The 22243-nt window shown below is 48.3% G+C and carries 15 protein-coding genes; 2 read left to right on the top strand and 13 right to left on the bottom strand.

Features of this window, described 5'->3' with window-relative positions:
• The 3 genes from OXN25_05900 to OXN25_05890 form a co-directional block, all read right to left on the bottom strand.
• Nucleotides 1-5526 carry an alpha-2-macroglobulin gene (locus OXN25_05900; protein ID MDE0424382.1) on the bottom strand — a complete coding sequence of 1842 codons (5526 nt, stop codon included), beginning with the start codon at nt 5524-5526 and terminating at the stop codon, nt 1-3.
• 409 nt (nt 5527-5935) lie between these two features.
• The gene (locus tag OXN25_05895) at nt 5936-7177 is read right to left on the bottom strand and encodes a hypothetical protein (GenBank protein ID MDE0424381.1); all 1242 of its coding nucleotides are present in this window, start codon (nt 7175-7177) and stop codon (nt 5936-5938) included.
• Nucleotides 7178-7194: 17 nt separating this feature from the next.
• Nucleotides 7195-7776 (bottom strand): cytochrome P460 family protein, encoded by a 582-nt coding sequence (locus OXN25_05890; protein ID MDE0424380.1) that lies wholly within the window; start codon nt 7774-7776, stop codon nt 7195-7197.
• Between the two features lie 415 nt (nt 7777-8191).
• Here OXN25_05890 and ftsY point away from each other — a divergent pair, with 415 nt between their 5' ends.
• The gene (gene ftsY / locus OXN25_05885; GenBank protein ID MDE0424379.1) at nt 8192-9184 is read left to right on the top strand and encodes a signal recognition particle-docking protein FtsY; all 993 of its coding nucleotides are present in this window, start codon (nt 8192-8194) and stop codon (nt 9182-9184) included.
• A gap of 47 nt (nt 9185-9231) precedes the next feature.
• On the opposite strand, the gene OXN25_05880 is transcribed toward ftsY, so the two are convergent.
• From OXN25_05880 to OXN25_05835, 10 genes are all read right to left on the bottom strand, one after another.
• Nucleotides 9232-9846: a sigma-70 family RNA polymerase sigma factor gene (locus OXN25_05880; protein ID MDE0424378.1), complete on the bottom strand. Its 615-nt coding sequence runs from the start codon at nt 9844-9846 to the stop codon at nt 9232-9234.
• 100 nt (nt 9847-9946) lie between these two features.
• The gene (locus tag OXN25_05875) at nt 9947-10825 is read right to left on the bottom strand and encodes a MarR family transcriptional regulator (GenBank protein MDE0424377.1); all 879 of its coding nucleotides are present in this window, start codon (nt 10823-10825) and stop codon (nt 9947-9949) included.
• Between the two features lie 262 nt (nt 10826-11087).
• Nucleotides 11088-12824, bottom strand: a complete 1737-nt coding sequence (locus tag OXN25_05870) for an ABC-F family ATP-binding cassette domain-containing protein (GenBank protein MDE0424376.1) — start codon at nt 12822-12824, stop codon at nt 11088-11090.
• Nucleotides 12825-12891: 67 nt separating this feature from the next.
• Nucleotides 12892-13821 (bottom strand): homoserine kinase, encoded by a 930-nt coding sequence (locus OXN25_05865; protein MDE0424375.1) that lies wholly within the window; start codon nt 13819-13821, stop codon nt 12892-12894.
• Between the two features lie 18 nt (nt 13822-13839).
• Nucleotides 13840-14388: a tetratricopeptide repeat protein gene (locus tag OXN25_05860; protein ID MDE0424374.1), complete on the bottom strand. Its 549-nt coding sequence runs from the start codon at nt 14386-14388 to the stop codon at nt 13840-13842.
• Nucleotides 14389-14440: 52 nt separating this feature from the next.
• Nucleotides 14441-15898: a hypothetical protein gene (locus OXN25_05855; GenBank protein ID MDE0424373.1), complete on the bottom strand. Its 1458-nt coding sequence runs from the start codon at nt 15896-15898 to the stop codon at nt 14441-14443.
• A gap of 192 nt (nt 15899-16090) precedes the next feature.
• Nucleotides 16091-17347, bottom strand: a complete 1257-nt coding sequence (locus tag OXN25_05850) for a serine hydrolase (protein MDE0424372.1) — start codon at nt 17345-17347, stop codon at nt 16091-16093.
• Nucleotides 17344-18276, bottom strand: coding sequence for a WD40 repeat domain-containing protein (locus tag OXN25_05845; GenBank protein ID MDE0424371.1), 933 nt, complete (start codon nt 18274-18276; stop codon nt 17344-17346). Before OXN25_05845 ends, OXN25_05850 begins: the two co-directional genes overlap by 4 nt.
• 116 nt (nt 18277-18392) lie before the next feature.
• Complete coding sequence (locus tag OXN25_05840) at nt 18393-19631, bottom strand: DUF790 family protein (GenBank protein ID MDE0424370.1); 1239 nt, start codon at nt 19629-19631, stop codon at nt 18393-18395.
• A gap of 35 nt (nt 19632-19666) precedes the next feature.
• A complete protein-coding gene (locus OXN25_05835) occupies nt 19667-21055 on the bottom strand; it encodes a DEAD/DEAH box helicase family protein (protein MDE0424369.1) in 1389 nt (462 codons plus the stop codon).
• Nucleotides 21056-21222: 167 nt separating this feature from the next.
• Between OXN25_05835 and OXN25_05830 the strand changes: the two genes are divergently transcribed.
• A complete protein-coding gene (locus OXN25_05830; GenBank protein MDE0424368.1) occupies nt 21223-22188 on the top strand; it encodes a D-2-hydroxyacid dehydrogenase in 966 nt (321 codons plus the stop codon).
• The last annotated feature ends 55 nt before the right edge of the window (nt 22189-22243 follow it).

Below are 22243 nucleotides of genomic sequence, written 5' to 3'. Positions count from 1 at the left end.
TCACTCTGTAACCACTTCAATACGCGCGCTACCACTTACAGTAGATTTCGTTGCATCGTACATCGCTTCGGCAGCGATAGGTGGCAAGGTAAATTCGCCCTGCGTGACAGCACGGAGTGCGTAATAGAATTTACGTTCGCGCTGACGCGGGAACGTGCCGAAGAAAATGAGCCGATCATCGCGAATATCGAGATAGTCCGGCTTGAAGTCCTGCGCTCTCAGCCACGGAATTCCCGCACGAGACTCCAACCGCGGGTTCTCAATCTCGAATCCGGCAGGCAACATATCCACAACAACGACGTTTTCCAGATTAGCAGTAAGTGCTTTAACGGTTATCTCCGCAACGATTAAATCCCCGTGCGCAAACTGTCGAGCCAATTCCTCGCCATCTTTGTTGAAGTAGCGACGGCGCGCTTGTATTTCACGCTCGTATTCTTCAACATAGGAGTCACGTTGAATGCCATAAGCACTCCAGTAATAGTAACAGCTTCCCTTGCCTTCGACAGAAAGTTGCACGCGCACCCCATCCCACCCCTCATGGGTGTAGCGTGCCTCCGTTGCATCGAAGTCAGCAAAATCTTCACCATTAATTTTCAGAGTGCCGGTGTAGTCCTTGTCCATCTGTTTCTTCATAATCTTACCGAGTGCAAGGAAAGCAAAAGCGTTATCCTGTGTTGTTCTCCATCGGTTCCCGTCGGATGCAGCGTCTCTTAGATTCTTAACGAGCATAGGGATTGATGGATGATTCTCATTGACTTCGGCAAGCGTATCGAGCATGATAGCTTGTGCTCGAATTGGAGAGTTAAAAGTACCACCTGTCTCCCACCGCGTGCTGTTTTTATCATTCACACCTGGTGATACTGAAACCGGTAGCATTGACAGCGCGGTTTCTAATTCGCCACTAAGTGCGAACGCGCCAGCAAGTTGAAAGTGGCTATAGTCGCTAAGTCCACTCAACCCTCTATTCTTCAGATAATTCATTGTTCCGCGATCGGGGTGCCCAGCGGCGGCTAAGACATAAGCAGCATAGGTCGCAAGTGCGGTATCCGTCTTTATCCCTTCAGAGTCATCTCGACCCTCTGCGTTTGGTGAGAACTTTGCCCGTTCCCGCAAACCGTCCAGCATTGTGTCGTAGACCCGATCTGCAACCTCATAGCCCGCTTTCCGAGCTTCAACGAGGAAATGGGAGGCATAGATACTACTCCACGCGTTGATGTAAGTTCCGCCGGGCCAGTAAGCGAAATGATTCCTTGCCGTTAGCATGCTTTCTAATTTAGTGATACCTGACGTAATATAGTGATCGACTAAATCCTCATTGGCGAGCATCGGTTCAACACTTCGCGCCAGATCACTGAAATAGAGGAGCGGAAAAACCCGACTCGTCGTCTGCTCCAAACATCCATACGGATAACGGACAAGGGAACGGAGGCTATCAGCAAAAGCGATATTTGGAAACGGCGATAACGTGAGGCTGAATTCCGAGGAATCCGGTATCAAATTTGCGGGGAAAATGAAATCGACCGGTTTACCAGCACGGACCACGCCTTGCCCTGTCTTTGTGACAGGTGGGGCGGTAGAACGTAATGGAAGTTTCACGTCTATCTCGGCGGTCTCAGCATTTCCCTGTGCAGATAGATTGAAACCGACTTCCCCAATCGCATCGTGAACGTGAATATCGAAAAACGCCTGTGCTTCCGCCCCGGCATCAACAGAGAGCCGTCGGGATTGGGACATCTCTCCTACAGAGGGAGGTGGCGTTTGAGACATCCCATTCGCAGCAGTTGCTGACAGGAGCTGCACAGCCCCTTCGGTTTGCAATTCGACAGTAAATTCGCCAGCCTCACCTGTCCCGTTAAAAAGGGTAACAGGTACACGGAGTTTGTCTCCCCCTGCCAAGAAGCGTGGGAAGGTTGGCGTTAGGACAATAGGCTCACGGACAGTCAAGTATGCCTCCGTAGCACCGTAATTTGCGCCGGCGAAAGCAACAGCCATCAATCGTAATTTCCCGTTGAATTGCGGGATTTTAAATTGAACAGTACCGCGTCCCCTTCCATCGGTTTGCACGAATCCAGACCAAAGCGAGATCGGTTTCACCCGTATAATGCTACCGGTATTAAGCCGTTTGCTTCGTGCTGTGTCGGGTGCAGCATCACCCCCTGTACTCGAATTATCAGTGAGACCGGCAATTTCAGGCAAAATACCGCTATACAGGTCAAAGGAGCGCGTCTTTAATCCGCGCTGCCGATAGAAGTAATCGTGTGGATCAGGCGTTTGGAAATCTGTCAGCGAAAGGATTCCTTCGTCCACAGCTGCGATACAGACCTCGTATTTCTGCCATGAACGTCTGCCTTGCACTTGGAAGGTGATGTCCACACTGCTGTTCGGTCGGACAGCTATCTCAGTATTTTCTCCGTCCACAATACGCATCCCTTCACCGGAAAGTGGAACCTTTGAAGATACACCCGCCTCATCCTGTTGTGAAAGAAACATATCTATCGAAAGCCTTCTCTGGGTTGCATCCAGTTTCAAGGGTATCACGCCAAATGCTCGTGCTGGAAGTGGTTGATAGTGGTCCAGCGATACAGTATCCACAGGCATAGGACGAATCAGCGTTGCAGAAAGGTAAACGTTTGGTCTATAACTCGACCGCACAGGAATTGACAAAGTCGCGGTATTTTCTTTCATCGCAATCGTGCGGTAACTCAGGACTTTGTCCCGCTCAACGGTCAGCAGGAGCGTACCGGGGAAGGGTGCTTTGACATGTAGTTTCGCTGTTTCACCAGAACGATAGGCAGGCTTATTGAGGGTCAGATCCAAGCGGGTCGGATGTTCCATAGACACCGCCGTATTGCCCCAACCGTTAACGTAGAATCCGATTTCCGCTGTCGCCGTCGATTTGAGGTCCTCAAGTCGGACGCGATATTCACCGTAGCCTGAAGGTGTTAGTGTTAGGGGCTGTGCTGTCTCTGCCGAAGTTAAGTCGTGCGTCTCGACCTCGGTCGTCTGCGGTTCGGAGACGTATTCATAACGTCCAGCTGTATTCTGCCGAAGTATCGTGTTCCAGTTGACTTTGTGGAGGCTCAACCGTAAAGCGCGTCCAGGCGCAACAGCCATAGCATCATCAACGGCTACATAGTCGATACGGACCGGCTGATTAATCTTAGCGTCCGCCATATTTGTGCGTCGAAGCCCGACATAATGCGAATACGGATGGATAACGACTCGGTGTGAAGCCGTGACAGCCCTGCCTCCGATTTCACTGACGGTAGCCGTGAGCACTCCATTTAACAGAGAGGGTGCTTTCACGGTTGAAGGAATAGCGAATTGATAGCGCGCCTTACCTGATGGATCAGTTTTAGCTTCTCCGAGTTCAACGCGTTGACTTTCAAACTGTTTGGCAAAGTTCGATCCAGTGCTTCCGAAGATGAAGGTGCGCCATTTTGCTGTATTAAATTCTGCTGATGAAATACCGCCAGCAGCCGCGATGGAGATCGATCTCAATTCGCATGAAACCTGAACCTTTCGTCCCGCAGCCGGTGGGCCGAACAGATTAACAGCATCCACTTGAATGTCGATTTCATCTCCAAGCCTGTAGATAGATTTGTCCGTAGTGATGCCGACCTTCATCCGGTCGGGCATGAATTCCTCAACCTGAAATTGGGTTCTTCCGACAACCTTATCAGCAATCAGCATTTTGGCGATGTAATTACCCGTCTGTGCGTAGTCAGGAATCGGAATTCGCATCTCACAGGCACCGGCTTTCGTCGTTCGCTGCCTCAATTCTCGTAGGATTCTACCATCTGGAGAGAGCACTTCAATACGGGTAGGCAGCGGCTTTGGCGTTGCCTGTTTCGGTGCGCGGACGATACCCGCAAGTTGGACAGTCTCACCGGGTCGATAGACACCGCGACTTGTATAGAGAAAGGCTTCATAGCCCTTTTGCAAATAGGCGGCACCTGAGATATCGAAATCCGCCGTTGCGATTTCGTGCCGATCCAATTGAACGAAAGCAAGATCATCGCGCTTGGCGACGGTAATCATAAAGGGTGTGAAATCTTCCGTTTTCTCAGCGACATCCGTGAATTCGACAAAGCCTGCCCAGTTAGTTGTGCCGCTGAGGAGCGTTTGGTTATTATCGCTGATGAGTTTGACGCGCGCTGTCGGCACTGCTGCGCCGGTAGCAAGAGATTTTACCCAAACGGATAGGCTATCCCCAGCGCGTTTGGCAGTGATGCCCAAATCCGTAACGAGTACCCATTGATGTGCACTGTCCCATTCCCGCTGCGCGTTCCGCGCCACAACTTTAAAGATACCGACATGTTCGTCTGACAGATAGTCTTCCAAGGAGATCGGTACCGTCACCTCCTGGTTCAACTGCGATGGAATGTCAAGTACTTCCGTATGAATAGGTTTACCCAAGTTCCGGCTCCAGCGACTCCACCTCTCTAATTTTGAGACATAGACAAGGTTATTCGCAAAAACTTTTTCGATATCAAGTTTTACGCGCTCAATGTTAATCGTTGTGAGTCCGAGGTTTAATTGCCCTTCCCGTGCAAGAAAGAAACCGTCCCCCAGGAATCGAAGCTGCGGTCGAATATCCGGGATTCTCAGCCTTGTCATATAGTCTTGTTTCAAAACGGCATCATTTCGCGCTGTCAGACCGCGCCGAATTTTCAGCGTATAGGTTGTGCGCCGCTTGAAATCGCCGTGGATTTCTATATTCCGATAATCAGCGACGACTTGATACGCTACTGCCGGTGTAAGTTCCAGATAGGGTTCGACGGTATCACCAAGTACAGGTGCGCTGAAACTGACTGAAATATATGGCGTGCCGTCACTTTCCCAAACGTCCGAATATGTTACCCCGAGTGTTCCTATACCTCGAAGCATAACAGGCGTGACATGTGCTTTCTCAAGACCGATTTGTCCGCCTGTGCATTTAAATCCTCTTTCAATCTTAACTTTTATTTCTCGGTCGGCACTGCCGCGTTTTATCCGTTGTGTTTTGAATCGAACTGTCCGTGCCGTAGCAGCGTTGGTCTCAATCTGATACGGGATTTCTGTTCCATCATCCAATTCAATAGAGAGATGTGCTTTTAAATCAGCTGTCGTTACAGGGTAGTTGAACGCTATCGTACCAAACCCTGTTGCCTGTTCACGTGCCTCATTTGTGGTAAATTCCATGCGTGTCTGCTCTATTGTGAAAGGCTCAGTCGCGAATTTGAAATCTTTTTGTCCGGTGAGTAAAAATGTTTCAGATGGGTTCAGGTCGGGTGTGAGTTGAACAGTATACTGTGCGGCGGGTGCCAAAGGTGCATCTAAGAAAAATCCGATTCTATCGCGTGCGACCCAGCGTGCTGTGCCTTGAACAGCTGGCGTAAACCGAAACGCTTCGGCTGGGATTTCGGTGCCGACGCGTGACTTATCAACGATCACCTCTGAAAACGTAATCGAAAAATCGACCCATTGTGGCACCTCTCCTTGCGGCGTGAAGGTCTTGACACTATAACGTGTTCGCGCAGTCATGTTATCCTGTACAATGTAGAAAATACAGGCAACAAGGATTAGCGCCATTAGCCCAATCACACCGATTAGAAAGTCCTTGGAAAGTTTAGCTACCATGAAAATACCCTCTCGGAAAAGCGACAGATTATTTTTTGATATTTTTTAATTTCGCAATTTCTACAGTAGCAATTTTTATGCCAACCGAGTTTTATTTTTTTTAGTGCTTAAAGTAGGGAAGTCAAGTCCAGATGGGTTTCCAAATCTCGCCAGAATGTGCCAAAGATAAACAAGGTGTCTTTGAGTGGCGTTATGTGTAAATATGAACACATAAGGACGGATACTGCAATCCGTCCTTACAAAATTATATGAAGGTAAAACCATTAACTCACAAATCCTGTCTATTACAAACAGGGACAGATCCAGACAACGGTTAGAACCAGAAGTGTGACATCAAAATAATCTGATCGGTGCCTTGGAGTTGTCTTAACGTGCCTTTATCAGAGATGGTATCATCAGGACTGCGGTCTGGGTTCGCAAGATTCGCCCAGTAAAATAGAGAGATTGCCCCGTTTTCTATAAAGTTGTATTGGGCGGTGAGTGTCACTCGTTGGCTCGCGTCTCCCTTAACCGTTCTATCCGGATCAAAGAGGCCGTATCGACCGGAGAGCGTGAGTTGCGGGAGGAGTCGGTACCTTGCGCCGACATAGTATCCTTTTGAATCAACGGCATCGGGTGCGAAAGAGGCAACTTCGCCACTGTTTCCAAAATTGAATTCGCCTTCAAGGCTCAATCCAGCAAAGGAGGCGGTAAGAAACGCCCCGATGAGCCGTTCCCAGTCTTCGCCCGGCTTTTCAAATATACCAGAGACACCCGCTCGAATCGGTCCGAGTTGGGCACCGACTGTACCAAGTCCGCCTGTTGCCGTGGCATTGTCGGCGTTAAAGAAGGCGGCATTGTAAAAAAGTCTTCCTGCGGTGCCACCAAGTTCAACCCCGACATCCCGTTTGTTAGAACCGAGTCCATAGCCCTGTCGAACGAGGATGTTGTGGTCCTTCTGTTTGATAGCAAACGGAAGTCGGAACTGTCCGACTTTGACATAGAGATGTTTTGGAATAGCATCTACTGTTGCAAATGCATTCATTGTCGTCCCCGCGTTATTGGAAAGCGTGAGTCGGACGTGTTCAGAGGCTTGTGCGTTGAAGGTGACCTCTGCTTGCATAAGAAGAAATCTATCAATCGAAGAGTGGCACGAATTGCAGCCAGCAATCGCGTTCTCTCCCTCGTCGACATGTGTTGTTTTGATAAATGCAGTTTGCAAATCAAGCGAAGTCGTGAGCTGCTTGACAATCTCTTTTGCTTCTTCGGTTACGGCTTCCATATCAAAATCTTCAGGGAACTCAAAATAGTTCTCCTCAAAGATTTCGCCAACGCGATTTCGGGGACCACCGCCAGCCGGGTCAATGTGGCAGAAACTACACTCTTTGCCAAGCTCAGTGGCAAATTCAGGACGTGCTTCTGCTGCCTTGGGTAAAAAGAGGCACATTGTAACACCAACTACAAGAGCGAGCAGTAGAAATGACTTCTTGACTGTATCCGCTTTCATACCTAAGGGATTTGTTAATAACAGAGCGTCGTTGGCATACTTCACGACCTCACTGTAATGTGGATTCAAAAGGACCTCCTTATTCTTTATTCAAGTTCTGTAAAAACATAATCAATATCTTCGACTCGGGCGTGGCATCCCCAACAGACGCCATCTTTAGCTATGACCCCGAATTCGGCATCCGGTGCGTTCCGCGTATACTCGATGAACTCCCAATCGTTATGATCAGGATTCACACCCGCTTTTTTTCGCATAATTGCGATGAGTCCGACATAATCCTTACCGGGACGATATGCCTCTTTTACAACAATACTCCCATCAGGATACGGAAACTGCTGTTCGCCATTGGGCGCAATCGTTTCTCGTGTTTTGTTGACATAAACATTTTTATCGCCGTTGTGCGGGTCGCCACGAGGAACAGGTGGTATAGGTTCGGCATTTAGTTTTAACCACTGTGTGTAACCCGCCACATCTTCAGGGAGCCCCGGCAGCGGAGCAGCCAGTTCTTCATCTGTAGGTTCAGCGGGATCTATCGCTGTCGTCTCCTCTTCCGATGTTTGAACAAGCTCCTCCAAAGCCTTTTCACTGGTGCAGGCGGTAAAGAATAGACACAGTGTGGCCATCACTGCGAGATTAAGTAGCAATTGGTGTCGTGTTTGGATTTTCATGATTAATTCCTCAATTTATAGGTATAAAACCAATGGATTCTGTAGAATTTCTAAATACCTAAATAAACGTGCGCTTAGGAATGTGTGTTTACAATATCCTTTAATTTACGACAAAATGGCAAGTATTGCAAGGAAATTTGTAAAGTGGTTATAAATTATAAGTTATAAGTTAAGAGAGGGGTTGTAGCAAATCACTATCAGTAGCAAATCACTATCAACTGAAATAACGACTTTTTTCGTGAAACATACTGTTTTTTGTTTGCCTTTCCACCCCCTGTTACTGTATCATAAGAATAGCAATTGGCTATCAGCAGTCGGCTGTCAGTAGATCGTGTCGCAGTTGTCATTGTTTGAATATCCGCAGTGTTCTCTGGCTAACTGCTGAAGTCTGATGAGTAGTAAAAAAGGAGAGATAATGCTAAGAAATCTATTTAAAGGTCGTGATAAAGACGAAGTTGAATCTGATGCCGGAGACGAACAGGAAAATTGGTTTAATCGACTCAAATCTGGGTTGACGAAAACACGAAACCAACTCTTGTCTCAGTTGTCAGGACTCCTCCGCGTTGGAAGAAGAATTGACGAAGATTTGATGGAAGAGATTGAGGAGATTTTAATCCAGTCGGATGTAGGTGTTGATACCACTCTGACCCTAATGGATAACGTCAGAGAACGGGTGGAAGCAGAAGGGTTAAGCGATTCTTCAGCGTTAGAATCGGTGCTGAAATCAGAAATTTTGAAGCTGCTTGGTGAGGATGTACCGCTGGAAATAGAAGCCGAAAAGCCGTATACAATTTTAGTGCTTGGTGTAAATGGTGCAGGCAAGACAACAACGATCGGAAAACTCGCGAGCCGGTTTATTACGGATGGACACCGTGTGGTTGTCGCTGCGGGCGATACATTTCGGGCGGCAGCGGAAGATCAACTCGCGATTTGGTGTGAACGTGCCGGTGCGGAACTCATTCGTGGCGGAGATAGTGCCGAACCCGCCTCAGTTGTGTTCGACGCGATTCACGCAGCAAAACATCGGAATGCTGATGTGTTAATCGTCGACACCGCTGGCAGATTGCATACCAAAAAACCGCTTATGGATGAACTCTCGAAAATTGGTCGTGTTATGGCGAAAGCCCACGCAGGCGCACCGCATGAAGTGTTACTTGTCGTCGATGGAACAGTCGGTCAAAACGCGTTAATGCAAGCGAAGATTTTCAACGACGCTGTGCCAATTACAGGTGTAGCGGTTACAAAACTGGATGGCACCGCAAAAGGTGGGATAGTTATTGGGGTGAACGCCGAAATTGGGGCACCCGTCAAACTCATCGGGATAGGTGAGAAGATTGACGACTTACGAGACTTTGCGGGGACAGATTTCATTGAGGCACTCTTTACCAGCGAGGTTGAGAGCGCGTAAACCGTTCCGCCGAGTTTTGGTGCGGTTGGAAAACCGCACCTACCCAATTAGAAGTCTGTCTCCCGTAGATAGGGACGGAGATGTTTGCGGAGGTTACGATGTGCATGAAGCAGATGCGCCTTAACCGTTCCATCGGATCTACCAACAGTAGCAGCTATATCTTTAAGCGACAACCCGTTCCAGTGTCGCAAAATGAAGATTTGGCGTTGCTTTGGTGGGAGTCGTCGGACGGCTTTTCGGATGTGCGCTCTCAACTCTTTATTCTCAACCGCTTTTGCTGGGGACTCTGAGCGCGGATCGGCGATATTTGCCATCGGCAACTCGCCAGATTCATCGGAGTCGTACAGGAGCACTTCCGATCTTGATTTCTTCCGCAAGAAGTCAATACAGAGATTGACCGTAATGCGGTAAAGCCAACTGTAAAACTGGCACTGACTCTTGAAATCTCCCAATCCCTGATATGCCCGAATGAAGGCATCCTGCGTCAAATCTGAGGCATCTTCAGGGTTAGAGACGAAACGTTGTACGAGTCGATAGGTGCGTTTTTGGTAGCGGGTAAAGAGCGCGTCAAACGCAGCGTTATCGCCGTTTTGAAATTGCTCAATTAACTCAGTATCATCGTAACAGTCTAGTGGAACTTTCTCAGAGCTTTGGGACTGCATATTCTCCTCTTAAGCGTCATCAGCCGGGAAAAAGTCTCGTTTTTTCAAGACGGGTGCTTGACAAAACCAGAAACGTTGATGGCTGTTGACAAAATAGAAGTCACTGATTCGTTTGTTTGTGGACACTGCGAAACCAACGTCTATATCTTTGGTTATCTTGAACCATCTGTTGTAAAAGCGTTAATTCTTCATCATCCTCGGTGTAGGGTGCAGTTTCAAGCAAGGCTAAGAGTTCCTCATAGACGACTCTGTCTTCATGGACGAGTGTCGAGAGGAGGGTCTTGAAATTTTCACCGTGACCGAGGAGGACCAATAGTTGATTCGTATGGCGTATTTCTTCGGAAGCAGCCTGATTCAGGTACGCCGCGAGTTCATGTTCATCTCGTTTCTCGGCAATCCGTGCGAGAATCAACCGCATTCCGACAAGTTTGAGCTTTGCCTGTGCGAGTTCGTCCAAATCGGCTTCAAACCGTTCCTTCAGATGATCGGCATCACGTGGGTGCAGTTGTGCATAACTTGGCCAGACTGGCTTCGCCATTACCTGTTTCAACCGTTTTAAGCCGTCAATCAAGTTTTCCTGCTCCTGCGTGGAGAGCTGCCCAAATGTGCGCTGCCAAAAGTTTGTCGCGTGTTTTACGGACTCACGGAAGAGCTCCTCAGACTTCGGTGTGAGTTTAATCCGAGAGCGTCTCCGATCTTGGTCGCACCTCCGACGGACGACCCAGCCGTGTCGTTCGAGACGACTCACCAAGCCAGACGTTGTGTTATGGGCAAGCCCTAAATGCTCACCTAACTCACTGACTGACATCCCAGCCTCGTGCCCATACCAATGCAGATGTTGTAGGGCATTAAACTGGACGATCGTCAGACGATTCGGAACGATATCCTGAATAAATCTGGATTTGACAGCAGCCTGCGCATGACGCATCACACGCATTATAAGGTCAATATCACTATGGAATTCCTGATCTTTAGACATTTCTGGCGGCACTCGCAAGTCAAACTTGCTGTTGAAAGTTGATATTGGTAAAATAATGTATAAGTCAAAACATACGATAAAAATAATATCTCTCATATCGGATATTATTTATGTCGTATAGGATATAATAATTATACATTAATTTTCCTGGAATGTCAAATTAAATCTTTTAAACTATTAAATCTGGTCACCATTCCACTACGTTTCATGGTGGTTTCCGTTGAAGTCAACTGGGTCCGGGGCGCGAAAAGTGTCCAATAATTTAGTTACTTCCGACCAGACGTTGTGCCTTTATCTTCCGCTTGCGCTTGGACTTCGACTTACGTCTCGGTTGAGAAGGCTGTGCGGGTTTTGATTCTTGAACTTCTTCAGGTAATGGCTGATCTTCTTGGAGTGCCTGTTGCTGCTGTGTCGCGTACTCAGCATAATTGCCTTCAAAGAGATTAGCGGTTCCGCCGGGGTTCCCGTCAAAAATCAGTAGCTTGGTTGCAAGGTTACTCAAGAGATATCGATCGTGAGAAATAATGAAAAGCGTTGCGGGATATTCTGCCAGTGCTGCCTCGAGAGCCTCACGTGCTGGAATATCAAGATGGTTCGTCGGTTCATCAAGAAGTAAAACGTTCGCGTTCTCTAATAGTAATTTCGCGAGTAATACACGGCTCTGCTCGCCGCCGCTGAGGTTCCCAATCCGTTTGAAGACATCATCGCCAGAAAACAAGAATTTGCCGAGGAAGCTGCGGATTTCTCCTTGGGTCTGCTGCGGACACAACTCCCAGATTTCGTCAATGATTTCATTATTTGGGTTGAGTCCTTCCAATTCTTGGGCATAGTGTCCAAATTTGAGCGTGGGTCCGACCCACATTTCGCCCTGTGTAGGCAGTTCCTCGCCTAAAACCATGCGGAATAGTGTCGTCTTTCCGGTGCCGTTTGCCCCGATAATTCCGACAATGTCACGGCGGTACACCTCAAAATTCAAGTTCGTAAAGATGACTTTATCGCCAAAGGCTTTGCTAACGTTTTGGCATCGGAGAATATCGTTTCCACCGCGCGCTTCAGGTGTAAAAGTCAGTTTGAAGGTGGGTGCCTCGCGTTTCGGTTTCTCGACCCTCTCTAACCGTGCAAGTTTTTTTCGTCTGCCTTGTGCCTCTCGTGTACGTTGTCCTGCGATGTTCCGGTGAATAAAATCTTCTTCGTGTGCGATAAATGCTTGCTGTTTTTTGAAGGCGCGCTCACCGACTAATTGTTCAACTCTTTTGGTTTCAATGTATTTGGAATAGTTCCCACGATAAATTTTTATCTTATGTTCTTCGAGTTCCCAAATTTTTCGGACAACCTTGTCCAAAAAATAGCGATCGTGAGAAACAACGAGGACTGCACCGGCGTATTCGTTATTGAGATAATTTTCGAGCCATTCAATACCGTTGATGTCAAGGTGATTCGTCGGTTCATCAAAAAGGAGGAGGTCTGGCTGCTCAAGGAGGAGCTTGGCAAGGGTTGCCCGACTTTTCTGACCTCCACTCAGGACACCGATTGGAAGGTTGAAATCGAGTTCGCTGAAACCTAAGCCACCAAGAATACGGTTAATCTGATGCTCGTAATCATAACCGCCAAGTCGCTCATGCTGTTCCTGAATTTGGGCGTACTGTGCAAGGAGGGTTGGAGATTCCTGCGCCTCCATCTCTTCTGCCAACAGGAGCATCTTATCTTCAAGGGCGCGCCGTTTCTCAAAGACTTTGAGCATCTCCTGCCTTAAGGTACAATCACGGGCGAGTTCGGGTTCTTGACTAAGGTATCCGATACGCAATCCCTTCGCAGCAACAACTTTACCTTTAAAATTGGCAAGCATACCATTGATAATTTTAATTAACGTTGTTTTTCCAGTTCCGTTACGACCAATTAACCCAAGTCGATCTCCATGCTCAATTGAGACCGATATATCGTCCAGAATTAGGTCTGGATCGTACAATTTAGTGATGTGTTCCAATCGTATTAAAGACATATTGGCTATTGGCTTTTAGCAATTAGCAAAGACGCGCAGCGTGACCAAACGTCCTCTTCGCTATCCGCTATCTGCTATTTGCTATCATCCACTGTTCGCTGCGCGTTAGCATCTCCTGATATGTATCGGCGCGGTGTGCATCCGGTCGGCGGATATTAAATTGTCTAAATCGCCAGAACGCTATAGAGAGGGCGGCATAATGAACGAAGCAGTCCAGATGCTTCCATTCACGTTCTGTCAACGGACGCACAGCATTGTAAGCGTCTAAAAATCGGTGTGCCGCCTTAAGATTCAACGCATGCTCCGGCGTGTAACAACACCCAATGATAGTCATCCCGACATCAATTAGGAGCACATCATAACACCCTTCTTCAAAGTCAAGGATCGCTACCATCTGATCTTCATTGAAGAGCGTGTTATCCAAAAAAAGGTCACCGTGTAGAAGCCCCATTGGAAGCGACGCATTGAGTTGAGGTTTCATGGACTCTAACTGCGATTTCAGCAATTCAACAAATGGATGTGTCGCAAACTGTGTACCTTGAACTTCCTTGAAAAAGGGAACCATCTGTGAGATGCCCATAGGGAAGCGCGGGAGTCCATCAATTGGGGGGATGCGGTGCAATTTTGCCAGTGCTTCACCTATCTGCTCAAGGGTAGCCGGCGAAGATTGGGGTTGCTCGCCTTGTAGGAATGGGTAGAGCATCACGCTGCCAACTGTCTCGTGCGTGAGGGGTCTCAGGTCTTTTGTCAGAATCGGATAGACTGTTGGATATGCGTGTTCACAGAGATGCTGCAACAAGGAGATTTGCATCTGGAGTTCTGCTGGATCTTTTTCATCGCAAATTTTCAACAGGAACTCACCTGCTGTAGTTGTCAATTTGAAGTTGCTGTTGCCGAACCCACCGAGCATTTCCTCAAGTTTCAGTGGTGTACCGATCGGGTATTGCGCTACGATGTGTGCGAGTTCTGAAGATGAAAGGGTTGTGTAACGTGCCATATCTTGACCGGTGCGGTGTCAGTCTTGCGAATCCTTTTCTTCAGCCGATCGCTCTAATTCTTGGAATTCCGGTGTGTTCCGAATGAGATCGAATGCGGGTTCCGTTTTCGCAGCGGCAAGTGCTGCTTCGTCTACTCGAATCGCCTCACGCAAGGCAGCGATTGAGAGTGTTTTCTCTGCCTTATGTGAATAGGCAACAGCAAGATTGTAATGCGCTTTTGCGAAATCAGCATCCAGTTGCGTGGCTCGCTCCCAGGCTTGAATTGCTCTATCAAGTTCACCTTGGTTTCCATAGATAACACCCAACGTGAAAAACGGCATTACCCACCCCGGTTCGTTCCGAATCGCCAACGTGAGTTCAGTAATAGCTTGTGCCAAATTGCCTTGATCAGCATAAGCCATTCCCCAATTGTAGTGTGCGACAGCGACTTCGCTGGGTTCAGAACCCTCTGTGTTTTGTGAATAGGGAATGGGTTTCGGACCGCACGCCGTTAGGCAAAGTATCAACCCTATGACTGATAGTAGCACTTCGGAGCGCAGTTTGTCTAATCTGTATAGAAAAAGCATGATTTTTCCCTCCCATGTCTCCATTACATTTTAGCAGAAATTGAGATTGAAATCAAGATATCCGTGCTTTTTTCACGTAAATGGCGTAGACCTTCGGGTCCTCTGGACGAATTCCGGTGTAATTGAGCCGGATTCGGATTGCATCGACTTGATGTTCAACACGCGATCTCCGTTTCCACTTTATCATTTGCTGAAATCCTGAGGTGAGGGGGAGACAGTCTTCCCCGGAATACCCTTCAAGGGGTTGGAAACGTTCATTCAGGATGTCAACTGTAACCTGTGCGTGCTCCGACAAACCTTCAACATTCAGTGCTACTGTGCAAGGTTGCCCTTCAAGGTCAATAGGTGCTGAAATTACGTGTCGTGGCTGTGCCGTTTTTCGTGTCATTTCTGCTGCCTGAAGATAACCGAGTTGATCACGTTTCCACGTCGCAATCCTGACCCCGTTGCTAAGCTGCTCTGGCCAAGGAGCATACCAGAAGAGCGTCTCGTCGCCGATGTTCTCAAAACCTTGTCCTTGCATAAGTGCGGCGTGTTTGAAATTCATCGGTGTCGGTAGATGCTCAAAGTCGTCCTCTGCTGCTTCTACCATCTGAAAATCGGGAATTGGTTCCCGATAGTGGAGTGCATCGTTGCTGACAACTAAGCCGAGGTCCATCGTCACGTGCCGACGATCGTTATTTTCAGGTCCGTGCCACTGTCCGTAGAGACCGAGGATTACATTCCCACGGTTCCAGAGGGCTGCACCGAGATGGACCTGCTCACCTTGGTGCGCACCGTATACTATAGATCGTGGTGGGATATTACCACGCCTGAAACCTAAGCACGAGGCTTCCATCCAATGTTCAAAATCGTAAGAAGTATATACTACCATCTGCCGTGTTGGACCTGTATGACTGCCGCCGTGGGCACTTAGGTAATAGCAACCGTTGAACTTCGTAATACCAGACATCTCACAGGAGGGTGGATTCGGATGCCGTTCGGCTTCGTGCCATTGGAGTCCATCCTCACTAAACATGGCTGCGAATTTTGGGGTATACTTGGAGGTCTCAATGATGGCTTTGAACCGACGTGTAGGATCCGGGTCATCGGGTTCATAATACACGACACATGCCTGAATATGATATTGTCCACCTTGAATATCAACGAGATTGTTTCGGGTAGAGCCGTTGTATTCTACGAGTCCAAGTTCTGGCTTTTCCCAGTTGTATCCATCTCGACTTTTTGCGAAACAGACCCGATGATGCCAATGATCATCCTCACCTTGTCCGAGATACCACATCCAGAATTCGTCGCCGACACAATGGACAGACCCGTAATAGATAACACGGGAACAGTCCGGGGTCCCAGGCGGACCAGGATGGACCACAATCTGCGTCTGATCGACACCGGCTCTATAAGGCACAAGTTGTAAACGGACACCGTGTTGGAATGGAAGACTATAGTCATCAAATGGGAACAGCACGATCTGATCCGTGCTTATATGCTCTGGCGTATTTTTGATAATCATTTTAGTGGTTATAGGTTATTAGGTGCCAGTTGTTATACCATTTCTAAAAGTTTATCTCGCATTAACCGAACCCACTCACACCACACCCGGTAGGTGCGGTTTCTAACCGCACCGAGCATCGCTGAAAAATAGTCAACCTTTTAAGAGGAATTATCAATTAGAATTGGTATTAGTTAAAAAAGTTACTGAGAATTATTCTTTCAAAATTGCACCGTAGACGAGTGGTTTAATTTTTTCGCTCAGCTCTGAAAAAGGGAGGTGCTGCGCGAGCGTGATTGCTACTAATTCATCTCGCGGTGAAATCCAGAATTCGGTGCTTGCACCACCAATCCATCCGTATTCACGAATTTGAGAGGCAGGTATCCAATCGGTCTGTTGTACTCGAACCGAGACACCCAATCCGAAACCGAGTCCTGCATAACGTGCTTCAGGTTTTTTGTCGAGCGGTATCAAATGCTCCGGTAGATGATTGGAGGTCATCAATTCAACAGACTCGGCTTTCATCAGTCGTTTTCTGTCGAGCGCACCTTTGCATGAGAGCATCAGGCAAAACTTGGAAAAATCGGCAGCGGTAGAGACCAAACCGCCACCGGCGGATAAGAATTTCGGGTTCCGTTTAAAACTGGTTTCGGAGATATGACCGGTTCCACCTTCTGGTGCATCAACAGCCTGCAAGCCTCCCCCGGGTTTTGGACCGTACATCCCAGCGAACTGGTCGATCTTCTCTGACGGAACGTAGAATCCAGTATCCACCATACCCAACGGTTGAAAGATCCGTTCAGCTAAGAACACATCGAAAGACTGACCGGAAATTACCTCAACGAGTCTACCCAAAACATCTGCAGCGATACTATAGTGCCATTTCGATCCGGGTTGATACAACAACGGGATCTTACCGAGCCTCTCAACCATCTCTTGTAGATTGCAGACATGTAAACGGTGCAGACCGACTTCTCGGTAACGTTCATCAATTGCCGTTTTTCCAGCCATATATCGAGCAGCACCGGGCAGTCCGGCAGTATGCCGCATCAGGTCGAGAACTGCCATTTCCCGGTCCACTTCAACGAGTCCGAGTGTCTCAGCATCAGGATCCTTGGTAACCTTTAATCCTCCTAATTCGGGTATATAGACCGAAGCTGGGGCATCCAGTTGTAGTTTTCCGTCCTCATAGAGCATCATTATTGCCACGGCAGCAATTGGTTTGGTCATTGAATAGATGCGGAAGATGGTATCCTTTTGCATCGGTTTAGCCGATTCAATGTCCATCATGCCCTGTGTTTCAAAGTGTGCTATTTTACCGCGTCGCGCCACGACTGTGACCGCACCAGCGAGTCGCTCTTCGTTGATGAACTTCTGTGTAGTTGTAGAGACACACGCAAGCCGTTTTGCTGATAGTCCTACTTCTTGTGGTGCTGCGGTTAGATTCGGATTTAATTCCGTTGTGTTCATTTTTTTAGGTCCCACAAGCGGACTGTGCCGTCTCTACTACCACTTGCGAGTATTGTTCCATCCGGGCTGAAAGCAACACTTTTGATAGATGCTGTATGCCCTTTGATTGTCGTATGTTGTTCACCTGTGCCTGTATCCCAGAGACGGATTATTTGATCTTCACCCCCACTTGCGAGGGTTAATCCATCGGGACTGAAGGCAACAGTAAAAATAACTCCCGTATGTCCAGTGAAAGTTCTGCGTTGTTCACCGATAGCGACATCCCAAAGGCGGAGGGTTTTATCACGACCCCCACTTGCGACTGTTCGTCCATCAGGACTGAAAGCAACACTAAAAACCCAATGGGTATGCCCAGTGAGTGTCTTCAGTTTCTCGCCTGTAGCAGTATTCCACAAGTCGATGGCATTCCCACTATTCCCGCTGGCTAACGTTTCTCCATTGGGACTGAATACAACGCTGAAGACCTTCTCTGCATCTTCTGCAAATGCTTTCAGTCTTTTACCTGTCCGTACATCCCAGAGATAGAGATTGCTGTCCTCACTTCCACTGGCGATTATTTTGCCATCAACACTGAACGCGACAGCATTGACCCAATGTGAAGCACCAGTCGCATTTTCCCGCATTGTCTTGCGTTGTTCACCCGTATTCACATCCCAAAGGCAGATGGTTTCGGGTTCGTGAATCCCTCCCGCAAGCAGCCGTCCGTCGGGACTAAAAGCAACGCTACTGACATCCGCTGTGATATTCTCTCCTATATCGACCCAGAACATCTTTTTTTTCCTCCCTGTGGCAGTATCTGAGAGTTGGATCGTATTGGCATTGTCACTTGCAAGTGTTGTACCGTTAGGACTGAAAGCGATGCTATTGACCCCTCTCTTTGCACCTTCGATGGTAGTACAAAGTAGACGTTGGATGGATTCAGTTTCCATAAGGCGTTCCTTTTCAAAAAGGATTTTGCGGTGATGCGGATTTCAGAATTTTTTCTTTTGAGAATAACATAAAAGTGCCTGAATGTCACAATTTTTAGGCAGTGCGTCCTGTTCGACTACACGAGTGAATTTAGGATTGGGAGCAAGGCACGCATAGTTGGCACATCTCGGAATGTGAAGCCGAACTCCGAGAAATACGTAGATGCTGCGAGTGCCTCCGCAATCAGCGGCTTTTTCTCCAACTCTTTTGAGACCCCCAGGATGAGGGAGACCTCCTTTTGGTCAACAAGCGTGTTGAGTCTTGCAATGAGATGTCCCTGATGCCACGGATGGAAGAGCTCAATAGCCGTCTCGACCCCGCTCTTGTGAACGAGTTGATAGTCAGGAAAGCAGTAGAAATCACCTACTAATGGGAGGAATTGGCTTCCCGGGCGGATCTGCCAGTCTTCCGTCTTATTGCGGAGCATTGCCTGAAAGAGTTGAATGTCTTCAGGGATATAAGCGAGAAACTGCTGCGAAATCGGTTGGATACCACACGATTCATCAAGCAACAACCGAGAACGTTGTCTGTTCCGAAATTGGACATCTGCAGTGAGTTCCCATTTGGGTTGATGCAATACGGCAAGGAAAAAGTTCGCCAGATTCATGCCGTACCGCTTTGTTTTGTAAAAGAGGTTCAGCGGACCATCGACTGTAATTTGATACAACTCACCCTCTTTCCTAATTGTAGAGAGAAGTTGGTTAAATCTGAGGTATTTGAATAGTTGACGGAGTTCGGCTGTCATGGAATCGGCGAGTTTTAGGGTCAGGGCATTACAATGAAGGAGGAGTCCTTGGACCTGTGCGGCGTTGTAGCGGTGCAGCAATCGCTCAGCAGAGAGGGTTTTGAAAGTGAGAACGGGCTGATGGTTTGGTAAGTCTACGTAGAGTTTGGTTGCGAGTTCACCTGCTCCCGTAGGACCGATCTCTGGCGGCAATTCGCCTGCTGTTATCTGTGTTACTTTGTGCTGATAATCGGCATAATCCGTAAACTGCTCTTGTGCAAGCAGGCGACTCGTCTCTGTGAAAAGTTTTTGGCGGAATGCGATGAGTTCTTCGTTGGGGGCAGTGTTAAATTCGGTTCGGTCTAACAAGAGTTTTTCGAGTCCGCGCTTGACTATCGGCGGCCCCGGTGTGCTATCAATAACGTGTTTGCTCGCTTCTAAAAGCGTTGCGCGTTGTGTGTCTGGCGAGTCCTCAAAAACGGCGATTAGTTGCTCAGCGATTGCCAATAACTGGTCATCGGCTGGGTTCACGAACTGTGGGAGGATTTGCCCCTTTTTAATTTTATACTGAAGGAGATCTTTAGTAAGCATGGTATTTTAGAAATAGATGCTAAGAAAGGTCGGGGTTACAAACCCGCCCTACCTTGATAGGCGTGGTGTTGTCTCCGCCGTTTGTTGACAAAATGTTCGCCTGTCTGTTTGGAGATGAGTTCGTAAAGCACTGCCTGTTTGCCCTCGCGTTTGCGGAGGATACGTCCTAACCGCTGTACGTGTTCCCGTACGCTCCCGCTCCCTGAAACGATGATAGCGACATTCGCTTCTGGGACATCTACACCCTCGTTCAGCACTTTCGAGGTGACCAAGATGGAATAGGTGCCATCTCGAAATCCGTTTAAAAAGGCGTTCCGTTCTTTGAGTTTTGTCTGATGTGTGAGGACTGGTAGAAAGAAACGCGTGCCGAGTTGGTAGGCTGTGTCGTTATCCTGTGTAAAGATGAGAATCCGATCACCGCGGTGTCTCTGAATCAGTTTCCAGACCCATTCCTGTTTCGTGGTAGAGGCAAAACTGAGCTGCTTTTGGGTGAGGTATGCCTTGAAAGCAGCGCGTCCTTCATCGGTTTGCGAGGCTCTCCAGAGAAAGGTATGCCATCCGCGCGGGGTACCCATATTGATTTTCAACCGTTTGAGAAAGCCTAAGTAGGTGCGGCGCGCTTCCTCGTATTGGACGCGTTCTGTGTCTTCCATCTCGACTGCTATAGTCACAACGCGGTACTCAGAAAGCGTCTTCCCGGAAAGTTCCTGCACCTTTGCTTCATAGCAGCACTCGCCGAGGAGTGCGTAGAGCCGACTCTCTTTCCCATCAACGCGTTCGGGCGTGGCTGTCAATCCCAACCGAAAGGGAGCGATGCTGCTGATTGCGGCGTATTGATACTGGTCTCCGGGGAGATGATGGCATTCGTCGAAAATGGCGAAACCGAATCGATTTCCGTAGTGAGGGGCGTGCATGACAGCGGATTGATAGGTCGTCACAGTGAGATCCCGCAATTCATGTTCGCCGCCGCCGTAAAGTCCTACCTCTTGTCCGAAATGCTCTTTCAAGACAGTATACCATTGGTGCATCAGGTCGATTGTCGGAACATGCACGAGTGTGGGACGTTGTGTATCGGCGATGAGCAGGATTGCAATGAAGGTTTTTCCTGCGCCTGTCGGTAGACTGATCACACCGCGTTTGCCGTTGGCGTGCCATGCATCAACGGCTTCGGTCTGGTAAGGGTACGGTGTCATCTCTTTTTGGAACGTGAAGGGTTCGACTGTGAACTGTCGTGCTGTGTCTTGATAGGGGATATTGTGTGCGCGCAATTGGGAAACGATATGTCGATAGCGATACGCGGGTGCTCGGAAGGTGAGTGTCCGCTCGTCCCATCGGAGGTCAGGCAGATGTAATTGGATATCCTTCGGAACATCCTGAAGGATGAGGGTGCCTTTGTCGAAGTTGATTTTTACTGGTGCAGACATAAAATTTTCTTAAGGTTTTGAGTTGAAGTATTTCAGCATTTATCAACATTTCTATTATAGCAAAATCCAGCAGAAAATCAAGTTTTTAACAAGTCTTGATTTTCCGATGACCCTATGCTAAAATAGGCGCATCTTAGACATAAAAATTACAGAGAGGAACAGAACCCGTGCCAAAACTTATTATCATGCCACCACAGAACGCCGAATTACACGAATGGGCTGAACGCCTGCAGAACGAATTGCCTGTATACACCGTTGTCCTGCCGGAGACAGACAACGCGGTAGCCGAACACCTCCCCGATGCAGATGCTGTCTACGGTTGGGTGTCGCCGGAGCAATTGCCGTTGGCGAAAAATCTGCGATGGTTGCAGAATCCTGCGGCAGGTCCTTTCCCGGGCTTCTACTATCCCGCACTGATTGAGCATCCAGTCGTCGCCTGTAATCCACGCGGTATCTACAACGACCATATCGCACATCACATCATGATGTTTGTGCTTGCGCTTTCGCGAGGGCTGCCCTACTACATGGATGCACAACGCGAGGGGATCTGGGATAAGGACGCACGTAAACATGGCTACATTGACCTCGCGGAAGCGACTGCATTGATTGTTGGGGTCGGTGGTATCGGGCACGAAACCGCTCGACTCTGCAACGAATTCGGGATGGAGGTTATCGGTGTTGATCCAAGGTGGGAATACGAGGTGCCTTTTGTCGAGAAACACGAACCCGCAGCGTTAGATTCGCTCCTTCCGCGCGCTGACTTTGTGATAGCGACAACACCGCATACACCTGACACGGAAGGGATGTGGCATAAAGACCGTTTCGCCTTGATGAAAAACACAGCGTACTTTGTTAATATCGGACGCGGTAAGACGATAAAACTTGCCGACCTTATTGCAGCACTTGAACAAGGGGCCATTGCGGGTTGTGGTTTGGACGTATTTGAAGTTGAACCGCTACCTGCGGACAGTCGATTGTGGCAGTTGCCCAATGTGTTAATAACGCCACATATCGCTGTAAAAGACGCAGAGAACCTTCCTGAACGGCGATTTGAGGTGCTTCTGGAAAATGCCCGTCGGTTCGCTGAAGGTGCGCCGTTGCAAAATGTCGTCAACAAAGCAGCGTGGTATTAAGTGGCAATTAGCGGTTAGTGATTAGCGGATAGCCAATACCCATTAAACGATCAAA

The organism is Candidatus Poribacteria bacterium, assembly GCA_028820845.1.
GTDB lineage: Bacteria > Poribacteria > WGA-4E > WGA-4E > WGA-3G > WGA-3G.
This window is presented reverse-complemented; position numbering and strand designations above follow the sequence as displayed.

What these genes read in the sequence shown, in the direction of transcription:
- OXN25_05850 (MDE0424372.1), bottom strand. Translation starts at nt 17,347, where the DNA reads ATGAACACAACGGAATTAAATCCGAATCTAACCGCAGCACCACAAGAA.
- OXN25_05840 (MDE0424370.1), bottom strand. Translation starts at nt 19,631, where the DNA reads ATGCTTACTAAAGATCTCCTTCAGTATAAAATTAAAAAGGGGCAAATC.
- OXN25_05860 (MDE0424374.1), bottom strand. Translation starts at nt 14,388, where the DNA reads ATGCTTTTTCTATACAGATTAGACAAACTGCGCTCCGAAGTGCTACTA.
- ftsY (MDE0424379.1), top strand. Translation starts at nt 8,192, where the DNA reads ATGCTAAGAAATCTATTTAAAGGTCGTGATAAAGACGAAGTTGAATCT.
- OXN25_05865 (MDE0424375.1), bottom strand. Translation starts at nt 13,821, where the DNA reads ATGGCACGTTACACAACCCTTTCATCTTCAGAACTCGCACACATCGTA.
- OXN25_05875 (MDE0424377.1), bottom strand. Translation starts at nt 10,825, where the DNA reads ATGTCTAAAGATCAGGAATTCCATAGTGATATTGACCTTATAATGCGT.
- OXN25_05855 (MDE0424373.1), bottom strand. Translation starts at nt 15,898, where the DNA reads ATGATTATCAAAAATACGCCAGAGCATATAAGCACGGATCAGATCGTG.
- OXN25_05870 (MDE0424376.1), bottom strand. Translation starts at nt 12,824, where the DNA reads ATGTCTTTAATACGATTGGAACACATCACTAAATTGTACGATCCAGAC.
- OXN25_05845 (MDE0424371.1), bottom strand. Translation starts at nt 18,276, where the DNA reads ATGGAAACTGAATCCATCCAACGTCTACTTTGTACTACCATCGAAGGT.
- OXN25_05880 (MDE0424378.1), bottom strand. Translation starts at nt 9,846, where the DNA reads ATGCAGTCCCAAAGCTCTGAGAAAGTTCCACTAGACTGTTACGATGAT.
- OXN25_05890 (MDE0424380.1), bottom strand. Translation starts at nt 7,776, where the DNA reads ATGAAAATCCAAACACGACACCAATTGCTACTTAATCTCGCAGTGATG.
- OXN25_05835 (MDE0424369.1), bottom strand. Translation starts at nt 21,055, where the DNA reads ATGTCTGCACCAGTAAAAATCAACTTCGACAAAGGCACCCTCATCCTT.
- OXN25_05900 (MDE0424382.1), bottom strand. Translation starts at nt 5,526, where the DNA reads ATGACTGCGCGAACACGTTATAGTGTCAAGACCTTCACGCCGCAAGGA.